6 protein-coding genes are annotated in these 12178 nt (G+C 41.0%); all 6 read left to right on the forward strand.

What is annotated here, in order from left to right; translation table 11 throughout:
* Window positions 1–379: 379 nt before the first annotated feature.
* The 6 genes from IQ31_RS06865 to IQ31_RS06890 all read left to right on the forward strand — a co-directional run bounded on the left by IQ31_RS06865 (window position 380) and on the right by IQ31_RS06890 (window position 12178).
* On the forward strand, window positions 380–1690 hold the full coding sequence (locus IQ31_RS06865) for a rhamnogalacturonan acetylesterase (protein ID WP_088163087.1): 1311 nt from the start codon (window positions 380–382) through the stop codon (window positions 1688–1690).
* A 240-nt stretch (window positions 1691–1930) separates the two neighbouring features.
* The gene (locus tag IQ31_RS06870; RefSeq protein ID WP_145327540.1) at window positions 1931–4144 is read left to right on the forward strand and encodes a fasciclin domain-containing protein; all 2214 of its coding nucleotides are present in this window, start codon (window positions 1931–1933) and stop codon (window positions 4142–4144) included.
* A 13-nt stretch (window positions 4145–4157) separates the two neighbouring features.
* A complete protein-coding gene (locus IQ31_RS06875) occupies window positions 4158–7418 on the forward strand; it encodes a SusC/RagA family TonB-linked outer membrane protein (protein WP_244294391.1) in 3261 nt (1086 codons plus the stop codon).
* Window positions 7419–7427: 9 nt separating this feature from the next.
* Entirely contained in the window at window positions 7428–8885 is a 1458-nt protein-coding gene (locus IQ31_RS06880) for a RagB/SusD family nutrient uptake outer membrane protein (protein WP_145327541.1), read from the forward strand.
* A gap of 6 nt (window positions 8886–8891) precedes the next feature.
* Window positions 8892–10697: a fasciclin domain-containing protein gene (locus tag IQ31_RS06885; RefSeq protein ID WP_088163084.1), complete on the forward strand. Its 1806-nt coding sequence runs from the start codon at window positions 8892–8894 to the stop codon at window positions 10695–10697.
* Between the two features lie 14 nt (window positions 10698–10711).
* A complete protein-coding gene (locus IQ31_RS06890; protein ID WP_145327542.1) occupies window positions 10712–12178 on the forward strand; it encodes a fasciclin domain-containing protein in 1467 nt (488 codons plus the stop codon).

The raw sequence follows: 12178 nt of genomic DNA on the forward strand, positions 1-12178 counted from the left end.
GTGAGAGGTCAGGCGATTTTTGCCTGGCCTATTTTTTTTGAAAGTGTCTGATGTTATTGGCTAGAAAGAACCTTCTGTTCGCTTTCATTGCTGTCGGTACCTGTGAAGTCATTTTCTAATATATCGGTAGGAGTGTATTTATATGGTTACGACCAGTTTTAAAAAATAAAAAGTTTCCAAACGGGGGTGAGGAAACCTTTTATTAAAAACCTAAAATTAAGAATAATTATACCAATTATTATATGATGATTAAAGGTGCGGAAAATTAGGCGATTAGCTGTCCTGAACTGTTGGCGAAAGGGAGGCACAGGTAAGCGCAGGGTGGTCTGACCAATTGGAAAAATTATATTTGAGTCTCCTAAATTAATAAAACTTAGAGATGAAGAGATTAATCTTAACGATCACATTTTTTATACAGGTCTGTTGCCATGTTTTATTTGCCGAACAGATTGTCAGGGAATTTCGCTTTGGTGGTACTAAGAAAAACCAGACTGTAATTTCTTTAAGGGAAGCACAAGCCTATAAGGATAAGCAAGGGTATGGTTTTGAATTTTCAACAGAACAAGATGTCAGGATTGATTCAAATAACAAAAGCCTTTTCAGCGAAAAGCCATTTTATTTTTCGGTAAGAGTTCCTGAAGGCAATTATAAAATTACGATTACCTATCAGGGTTTGAACGATAAGCCTTACCGCAGTACCGTACGTTCTGAATCCCGGAGGCTGCAGATCGAAAACCAAGAGGTATTACCTAATAAATCTTTCGATAGGACCTTTATTGTACATATCAAAGATCCAAAGATTGTTTCTGGCGAAACTGTAGCATTGAAGAAGCCAAGGGAGCTGCAAAAACTCGACTGGGATAATAAGTTGACTTTGGAGTTCCAGCAAACAAATTGTATTTCGACCATTCGAATCGAGTCGGTAAGCAATGTCGCGACTGTATTTTTAGCAGGGAACTCGACGGTAGTTAATCAAGAGGATGAGCCCTGGGCGTCCTGGGGACAAATGATTCCTCGATTTTTTGATGCAGGTGTGGCCATTGCTAATCATGCGGAATCTGGACTGGCACTAAGTTCGTTTTTGTCCTCAAAAAGATTGGAAAAAATTCTCTCTGTTGCCAAGCCTGGAGATTATTTATTTATTGAATTTGGGCACAATGATCAAAAGGAAAAAGGAGAAAATGCAGGTGCTTATAAGGGCTATAGTGATCGTTTACGTTATTTTGTACGTGAATTTCGGGCAAAAGGTGGCCTGCCAGTTATCTTAACCTCCACAGCACGACGAGCATTTGATGGACAAGGAAAACTGTTGCAGACATTAGGTGATTTTCCCGATGCGGCTCGGAAGGTCGCAGCAGAACTTCAGGTGCCTTTGATAGATCTTAATCAGAAAACGAGTTTGTTTTACGAGGCATTAGGAGTTGAGCAGTCTAAACAAGCATTTGTTCACTATCCTGCGCATACTTTTCCAAATCAAAAAAATGATTTGGCCGATAATACCCATTTCAATCCCTATGGTGCCTATGAGATCGCTAAAATGGTGCTCACAGGAATTAAAGAAAACAACTTGAAGATAGCAGACCATATCGTCGATTTTCAGGACTTTGATCCGCAGCAACCAGATGATTTTAAAACTTGGTATTGGCCGCCAAGTTTGATCAATAGTGTTATCAAACCAGATGGCAATTAATTTGTATTGATATAATGTTACGGTCGGGCAGTATTTGTCCGACCTTTTTTATGTTCTATTTGCTCATTTAGACAGGATAGTGCAGGTTGGTGGAAATGTCTTTTAGACATATATTTGTCACACCAATTATGAACCGCAAAAGGACAAACTTTCGCTTCATAAAACGTATTATTTGAAGTATCTCAACGAGCACTTGCCGTAATTTATTATTAACCAAATTATTGACCTAATACATTTACTATGTTATCATCCAAATTTAACCTATTTTGGATTGCACTATTGATTACGGTAGTGTCATGTAGGAAGGAAGCCTTTGACGCCTACTATGGTAGACCCGAATGGCTGGCAAGCCCAATTTACCAGCAGCTCGATTCAATGGGCGACTTTAAGAAGTACCTGAGCTGCATTGAACTGTCCGGCTATAAAAATACACTCGGGACTGCGGGTTCTTGGACAGTATTTGCACCCACTGATCAGGCCTTTGATCAATTTATGAAGGAAAATGGTATTAGTGATGTATCAAAGATCGATGCGAAACTGGCCGAGAAGATTGTGCGTTCTTCAATGATTTATGACGGTGAGCGACTTGAAAAGCTGAACGATTATTTTTCAGCAAAAGGTTGGCAGCAAGGTTTTGCTTTTCGGCGTCGATCTGTATACTATGACTTTGTTGAAAAAGAGGATTTAGGGAATGGCAAGATTAGACGGTTTGTCTCAGCAAATCGCGGCCCTAATGTAGCTTATGCAGCTACGGATAACAATAATAAACACATTAGCTATTTTTTTGATGCTTACATGAACCAGCGTGGTTTGGGTGCTATAGATTATCAGTCATTTTATCCTAACAGCAGCTATACGGGGTTGAACGTTGGATCAGCTGAAATTGATCCTGCAAGAAGCAATATCTCCGCAGAGAATGGCTATATCCATGTTGTGAATAAAGTTTTGATTGCGGAGAAGAGTATCGATCAATACCTCCGCGATAATACGAGTTACTCCACATTCAAATCAATTCTGGATTTTTTTGCCTCTTATACATATAATGCGGAGATAACACGGAAGAATGAGGTGCTTACCGGGGAAAAGGATTCTGTATTTGTTAAAGGATATGCAGGGATTGGTTTGGCGCTCAACAATGAAAATTATGCAAAGGAAGATCCCAACGATGCCCAAACCAATAATTTTTCGATCACGGTACCTACCAATGAGGCTGTAAGTAATTACGCTAAACGTGTATTGTTAAAGTATTACCCCCAAGGCACCACGTTAAAAGATCTTTTTTATACAAATCCTGCTGTCTTAACAGAATTTGTAAATTCTCATCTGTATAATACACAGGTGTGGCCATCCCAGTTCTCCCAAGCGCAAAACTTTGTCGGTGAACTACTTAAGGTGACAAAGGCCAATATCAAAGAGACAAAATTATTGAGCAATGGTGCATTTTATGGTATAGACGCGTGTCAACAGGCCAATGTCTTCCACTCCGTCTATGGCAATGTTTTATTGGATCCTAAATATAGCTTCATGCGTCGCGCATTGGAACGCATGAGCATGAATTTGACCTTAAAGATTCCAACCATTCGTTATATGTTGATCCTTGTATCGGATCAGAAGTTATATGAAATGGGCTTTGACTATGATGCCTATAATACCTCAGACCCGATCCGTTTTAATGGCGGAAATGGCACCCCGGAAATGCGAGAGGTGCTGATGGCTCATATTATTCCATTAGGAAACGATCCCTTGCCTGATTTAACGGGAAAGGGAATATTGGAAAGCTATGCAGGTGAGTATGTAAAGTTTAACCAGATGAAAATGTCTTCTAGCGGAACTTTGGATGGACCAACGGAAACACAGCAAATCCGTATTGATTCAATCAGCATTGGAAATAACCTTTCGGGGCCATTAAATGGAGTTGCGGTCTATCTTAACGGCGGATTGACTTCATCGAATACCAATATTGGATTTTATCTTAAAAATATTGGAGCGGATCAGACCTCCTCTCCATTCAATTCATTTTATAAATATCTTATTGCAAGCACACTTTATTCGGCTACAGATGGAGTTGTCAAAGGAATAGAACTCGGATTGAATTATACTTTGTTGATTCCTAATAATGAGGCAATCGCTAATGCAGTTGCAAACGGTGATTTGCCAACCGCTACAGCTCCTACGGCGCAAGCGGATATTGATAAGGTAACACGATTTATCCAATACCATATTGCGCGCAATTCATTTGCGATCGATGGAAAGAAGACGGGATTCTTTCAGTCGCTTTGTAAAAATGTAGACGGGGATGCCCAATCGATACAGGTTGCTGTCAACCAGGTTAATAAGTTGCAGGTGATGGATAATCTTAACCGAACCGTTGAAGCTGATGTCGTGCAGAGTAATCAACTTGGACAGCGCGTATTGATACATTCGCTCAAAGGATATTTAAAGCATGGCCTGTAATCTAACCGAAAACATGATGAAACAGATAAACTATTTGATTTTAATAGGGTGCATCGTATGGATGACTTTCTGGGGAGGAGGAGTTTACGGGCAAAATAATGCGGCTTTGCTCACCGGAAAGGTAACAGAAAAGGGAACAAAACAACCCATCGCCGGAGCAACAGTTGTCTTAAAAGATAATGATAACCGCACAATTGTCGGAACGACTACAGATGTTGAGGGGAACTATAGTCTTAGAGCTCGAATGCAAGGCTTGAAACTGGCGGTCTCCTACACGGGTTATAAATCTTCGGGTGCGATTGCTGTAGGGGATAGGAAAACAATCAATGTACAGATTGAATCGACAAATAATGTGATTGATGAGGTTGTTATCTCAAAGTCAAAACCTGTCAATGACGGTACGGGTATGGGGATTTCGAAAGAACGCAATACAGCAGCGATCTCAACGATTAGCATGGATGAGCTGTCCGAAATGCAATCAGTGTCTGTCGATCAAGCGTTGCAGGGAAGGTTACCAGGAGTGGATATCACGACGGTATCGGGCGATCCGGGGGCTGGAATGCAGATCCGGATTCGTGGTACGTCGTCTCTAAATGGAGCAACTGACCCGCTTATTGTAGTTGACGGAATGCCTTATGATATTACCATTCCGGACGATTTCAACTTTGCAACTTCTGATGATAATGCGTATGGGCAGCTTTTAAATATTGCGCCATCTGATATTCAGGATATCTCGGTATTGAAAGATGCTGCTGCAACTGCTGTTTGGGGGTCGCGTGGAGCAAATGGGGTGTTGGTTATCACAACGAAACGCGGAACTGTTAGTGCTCCCACGTTGGGATACACTTTCAAAGGATCTATTTCAAAGCAACCTGAATCTATTCCGCTATTGAATGGCGATCAGTACTCGACCTTGTTGTCTGAAGAATTCTATAATGCGGGTAGGGTCTTTTCAACGACAGACAATGCGCAGCAGTTCCAGTACGACCCGAATAACACCTATATATATCACAATTATAGTAACAATTCCAACTGGGTAGATGCCATTACACAGTTGGGGTATTTTCAAGATCATAATCTCCAGGTACGTGGTGGCGGTGAAAAAGCACGCTATCTGGCCTCAATAGGTTATTTTAATCAAGAAGGAACGACCATTGGAACAGGGTTAAATCGCCTATCTGCTCGTATCAATCTAGATTATGTGGTTTCTGAGCGCATCGGCTTTCAGTCGGACGTTTCATATACCCACGTCGACAATGATAATCTTTATCATGCTAATGTACGGGATATTGCTTATCGAAAGATGCCCAATCAGGCCATTTGGGAATACGATGAATATGGGAACCTAACAGGTAATCTATTTAATCCTGCTTCTTCGGCGCAAGGATTTTATCCAGGGACATATAATCCGCTCTCTATGGTTCAAAATGCGATTGGTAAACAGTTGGGTGATATTTTGGGAACCCGTTTTAATGTGGATTATAAATTGATACCCAATACCTTGCGATTTGTAAGTACACTGGCGTTAAATATTAGAAACAACAAAACTAAACTCTTTTTACCTCAGTTGGCAACAGGTCGGCCTTTTACGGAAAATACGGTGAATAAAGCATCGGATTCCGATTTGGATGAATTTTCACTGAGTACCAATACCCGGCTTTTGTTTACACCTGCATTGGGCGACAATCACCAACTGACGGCTAATCTATCCTTTTTAACATCAGATTATCGGTATACGATCCAAGGGCTCAGTTCAACAAATACGGCATCTTCCTATCTGCAGGATCCAAGTGTTGCGTCGCGCACATTGACCGGCGACGCTAAATCTGTAACGACACAATCGCGATCAATCGGAGCCTTAATCCAGGCAAATTATATGCTCAACAAAAAGTATGTTTTTGCCGCAAGTCTGCGTGGTGATGGCAACTCAAAATTTGGTCCTGATAATCGTTATGGATTATTTCCTGCTTTCTCCGCCGCTTGGCAGATCGGAAGGGAAAATTTCTTGAAAGATATTAACGCCATAAAAGATATTAAGCTAAGAGCAAGCTGGGGACGCAGTGGTAATGCTCCCCGACGTGATTATACTTATATCAATGTATATAGCACCAATGATTATGCTTATTTGGATGAAAACGGTGTCTATTCAAAAAATATAGAGTTGTCCGACTTAAAATGGGAAACGGTGACACAGCAGAATTTGGGTATGGATGTAGAGATGTTCGACTACCGTTTGATGTTTGGTGGAGAGATTTATAAAAATAGAACAACGGATTTGATGATGGACAATATTCAGATTCCGACCTATACTGGATATAGTGGACTGGCTATGAATGTTGGTACAATGGATAATGATGGCTGGGAAGCAAATTTTACCGTGGTGCCCATTCGTAATAAAAAATGGGATGTCAGTTTTACGTTCAATATTGCACACAATCAAAATGTGATCCGCGAGATATCACCGCTTTATCCGCGCGAAAATGCTAGATCATCATTAAAGAATAAAACATTCTTTACCTATTTCCAGGAAAATAATCCGTATGGATCTTTCTATGGATTTCGCTATTTGGGCGTTTACAAAGATCAGGAAGCTACCATAGCAAAAGATGCACAGGGAAATGCCATCGTGAGCCCAGACGGCGAGACGATTTATATGCGTTTTAATTATCCTACGGTAGATTATGTATTCCAGGCGGGCGATGCGATGTATGAAGATATCAACCACGACGGTGTGATTGATCAAAAGGATATTGTGTATTTGGGCAATAGTAATCCGAAGCTTACGGGTGGGTTTGGATTTAATGTGGGATATAATAAACGTTTGAAATTAAGCGCCTTCTTTAACTACAGACAAGGATCTCAAATTATTAATGGAACCAAAATGAATACAACTGATATGCTTGGGTATAACAATCAAAGCACGGCCGTGTTGCGCAGATGGCGTAAGGATGGTGACATTACAGATATCCCGCGTGCATTGTTTGGAACTGGATATAATTCTTTGGGATCCAGCCGCTATGTCGAGGACGCTTCTTTTTTACGTTTGCGTACAGTCACCTTAAAGTATGACTTTGCGAAAGAGTTCTTGCAGCGGTTTCACATCGAGGGGCTTGGCGCTTATTTGACCGTAGAAAACATATTTACGCTGACGAAGTATACCGGTCAAGACCCTGATGTTGCCGTAAAGTTAAAGGATGCATTTACGGTGTTAATGGATAATTCAATGACACCGCCATTAAAAACAGTTACACTAGGTATTACAGCACGTTTTTAAAACAAGGTTATGAAAAGAACAATTTTATGGAGTTTAGTTGCTGCGGGAAGCATTTTACTCAATTCTTGTAATAAATGGCTGGATTTACAGCCGCAGGATGGAATAACCCGTGCAGAATTTTGGAAAACAAAGGAGGATGTCCATGCCGCCTTAATCGGTATCTATTCTTCCCTTAATTCAGGACCTGTTGAACAGCAATTGTTCACGTGGGGCGAACTTAGGGCCGATCTAGTTGGGTTGACAAGTTATGCGACAGACGACAATCGCCTGGTAAAAAATTACAATATTTTAAGTACAAATGTAATTGCGGACTGGAGTGCTATTTATACCGCGATAAATAATTGTAATCTGCTGATTGATTATGCAGGTCAGGCAAAGCAAGCAGATCCTACCTTTACAGAGGCGGAATACAATACAGATTTGGGAGAAGCTTTAGCTGTCCGCAGCTTTTTGTATTTCTATTTAGTTCGCACTTTTCGGGATATCCCTTTAAAATTAAAAGGCACCTCCAAAGACACCGATATTGTTTCTGTAGGGCAGTCCACTGGCGATGAAGTGCTCAAGCAAATCGAGAAAGATCTCTTGCAGGCTTTGGATTGGATACCCGAATACCATGTCAATACTTCGGGTTACAATGCGACAAATACCGGTCGGGTGACAAGACCCGCGGTACGAGCGATGTTGGCCGATGTATATCTGTGGCTCGAACAATACGATAAAGTGGAAGAGCAGACCACAAAAATTTTAGAAACTGGACGATATAGTTTAATTGGCGCAGCACTACCCGAAATTTTTGATGGTGGCACGATGGAAACGATTTGGGAGTTGAGCCATAAAAACTCCAGTGAAAATCCGATGTATAATATTGGCGTGACTGCACGTAGACCATTCACAGCCAATGTGGATATCTTGAATAATGAGATTTTTCCCTCCAACGAAGGGACAGATATAGATTTATTCGATAGTCGTGGAGAAGGAATCCTGTATGGTATGTCGGGAGATCTGAGAAAATACGGTACGGAATCCCCCGACTACTACAATTTTCAGCTCTACCGCGTATCTGACGTCATGTTGATGCGTGCTGAAGCTCTGGCAGAGCTCGGGCGAGGGACGGAAGCATTGGCACTTCTGGAGGATTTGCGAACCAAGCGTAAAGCCATAAGAGCTACGGATCCGAATATTGAAGCGACAGATTTAGAAGGAATCATCCTATTCGTCTTCGCTGAGCGTGCACGTGAACTTACTTTTGAAGGTAAACGTTGGTTTGACCTTTTGCGCTTGGCAAAGAAAGATAATTATGCGAACATCAATGTGCTAGTAGATCTTGTAACGAAAGTTGTAGACGCTAATGTACGCCAATCGGCAATTAATAAAGTGCGCGATGTGGACAGCCATTATCTTCCCATTTTGGAAACGGAACTCTTCAAAGACAAACAGTTGAAGCAAAACCCATTTTACCTAAAATAGATCGTTATGAAAAGAAATTTTAGAAAACAATATTGGCTGATAGGGACATGGTTTGTCCTATCTGTTGCGCTTATATTTTCCTGTCAAAAAGAGAAATATCGAATTTCAACTTCAGATGAAGTGAATATTACAGGTTATTTGGAAGCGCATGAAACTGATTATTCCTTATTGACCGAAATCTTATACCGCTCGAAAACGGCGGGCTATCTAGGTGCGTATGGTACCTATACATTGTTTGCTCCCAATAATGAGAGCATTAATGCCTGGATCAAAGATAATGGAAAAACAGGATTGAATGATTTTACAGATGCGCAGCTATTGGATTTTGTCAAATATCACGTGGTCAGGGATACGGTAGGCAGTACACGTTTTACAGATGGGAAAATCAAAACAGCGAGCTTATTAGGTGAATATTTATACACAGATGTGCAAAATGGGATTTACCGAATTAATAAATCGGCAAAAATTATTAGATCCAATATTAGCTGTGGTAACGGCATTATTCACTCCATAAATAAAGTATTAGTTCCACCAGCACAGAGTCTTGCTGAATTGATAGGCAATAATCCTCGTTATTCCATTTTTGCCGAGGCTTTAAAAGAGACTGGGTTTTATGATACTTTATATTATCAACGCGGTGTAGCTGTGGCGGATGCTAAACGTTTTCAGACCGCTATTGTTGAGTCAGACTCCGTTTTGCAGCTACAGGGAATCAAAAGTTATGCGGATATGAAAGCAGCCTATTCACAGACTGGTGATGTAAAAAGCCATAAGGATAGTTTGTGGTTATATGTGGCCTACCATTTAAGCAACGATATCAAATTCTTGGAAGACATCGTTGCCGCAAATACGATCTATACTTTGGCTCCAAAAGAGATTATTTCAACCAAATTATTAGGTGCGCAGATCTTATTGAATGATGACGTGTTTAATGGGGTTCATGAAGCGGGTGCTGAAATCAACAGATCACAAAGCGATGTATTGGCGTCCAATGGTGTGCTGCATGAAGCGAAACAGCCATTTAAGATTAAGGTCCGCCAGCAGGTGCCCGTGTATTTTGATATAGCGACCTCTCCCGAATTAGTCAATGCACTGGGAAGCGCCTATTTTAATAGTTCCAAGGCATTGGTGGCAAATGGTGCGACCATTGCCAATTCTTTTGCCTTTAATAGTTTGACGGTTTCGACCATTGGTACGAACGGATATTACTATTATAAAGCCTTAGAAACGAAGCGCCCTTATGCAAATGGAGACCTCTTAAGTCTGTCGCTTTGCGCGAACAATAGTGCGCGAGCAAAATGGATTGAATTTAAGACTCCATATCTCGTAAAAGGACGGTATAAAGTCTGGATCTGTTATGCCCAGCATGGCGATGCCCCAGAGATTCAGGCGACGTTTAATCCTGGAAAAGGGGATGAACAAATCCTGCCCAATACGATCATATTGAATCAAAGTCTGACCGCTTCGGGCGTTAGCGACCTCGCGAATGCAAATGCGGATAATCTGATGCTGGCACAGGGTTACAAACGTTACATGGCAACAGTAGGCGATTACAATGCAAATAATATTACCGGTGGACTCAAGGCAAAATCGGGTAGTGAAGCTCCATTGAATGTTGGCCGTTTGGCCGGTATTATCAATGTCGAGACGACTGATCGACATGTCATCCGTTTTGAAGCGATCAAAGATAAGAAGTGTGGTAGCAATACCGTCTATCTGGATATGATCCAATTTATCCCCGCAGATGATCTTGAGCAGAACTACCCTAGATTTCATCAGATTTCAGGTGAACTTTTTTATAGACCAAAATAACAGGATACACAATTATGAAAGCTATAATTTATAAAATTTACCTAGTCGTATTGGGCATGTGTTTATTGTCTGCTTGTTCCAAAAATTGGGAGGATCATTTTGGAGGAGGTGATGCCGATGCTCAAAAAAACTTGTACACCATTATTTCCGAGCATGCTGAGTTTTCAACTTTTATGGACCTGCTCAATAAATCGGGCTATGGTGAATCGTTGAAAGCATCGAAAAATTATACCTTGATTGTACCAACTAATGATGCCATTGCTGCTGTACAGGATCAATATAATTTTTCCGATACTGCGGTGATCAAGAGTTTTGTAGGCTACCATATTATCAATTCGGTCTATAATGTGAATTCAGGAGCTGATACCGTAAAGGCATTAAACTTTCGTAATAAATATGTGGAGTTTACGCATGGCGCATTTGACGGTGTTGAACCTCTTCAGGGGAATCTGGTGGCGAGCAATGGACTGTACCATGTGGTAGGTCGTCCCCTAAAGCCTCTTCAGAATATATTTAATCTAGTACGCACCTTTTTTGCCGACACCAAGCAAATTGAGGCTGTAAATTCCTTTGACACAGTGTCCACAGAGGGTGATATTATATATTACAGGTATAGTCCGGTATGGTATACGGAAGTACGTCGCAATATGACGACTGAAAATAAGAAACACACCTATTTCGTCGTAGACGACGAAAATTTTGAGACCGAGTATGCTAAGTTAAGACCTTTCTATGCGACAGCCTATGAGGAAGGGAATACGCTCCGTCCCGACAGTACGACTACGTTTTTTGCTAAAAAGGCTTTGTTGCGCGATTTTATTGTAGAGGGGGAATTGGCAACGGATCAACTTACAAATAATCTGATTTCAATAGCGGGAACCAAATTTAGTCTTGACCCCACAAATATTATCTCGCGGACAAAGGCCAGTAATGGAGTTGTTTATCGTGTGAAGCGACTTGAGTTTGCACTAGCGGATCAGATCAAGGAAATCAAGGTATTGGGGGCAAGGCCCATCGGTTACAAGCAAACGGATAAGCGATCAAATACCTTTTTCAGGGAAAAGCGAGATAATGAAGGAAATTTATACAATGACATTGAAGTATATGATCATAAAGTTACTTCCTTTTATGTAAAGTATCGCGCTACAGGTATGAACGTCGCTAAATATAAAGTATACGGACGAGCAATTATGGGATTGGCTGGTGATCCGCAAACAGCAGCGTTTATCCAATATGTCTACTTTTTTGATCCGAAACTTATCTCGGTGAATGAGGTGGATTTATACAAACGTTCAGTCGTCAATAACTTGGGCGCAAACGATACGCGAATGACATTTGATGTACAGCCGCTCAATCACGGAGAAGTTTATTTAGGTGAGGTGACGCAAGACCAATATGGGAATCTGCCTTTGCTTGTTATGAGCAATGGTACTGGTCCTATTATTTTAGAATATCTCCGATTCGTCCCGATTATTCAATAA

Source organism: Sphingobacterium siyangense (genome assembly GCF_007830445.1).
Classification (GTDB): domain Bacteria; phylum Bacteroidota; class Bacteroidia; order Sphingobacteriales; family Sphingobacteriaceae; genus Sphingobacterium; species Sphingobacterium siyangense.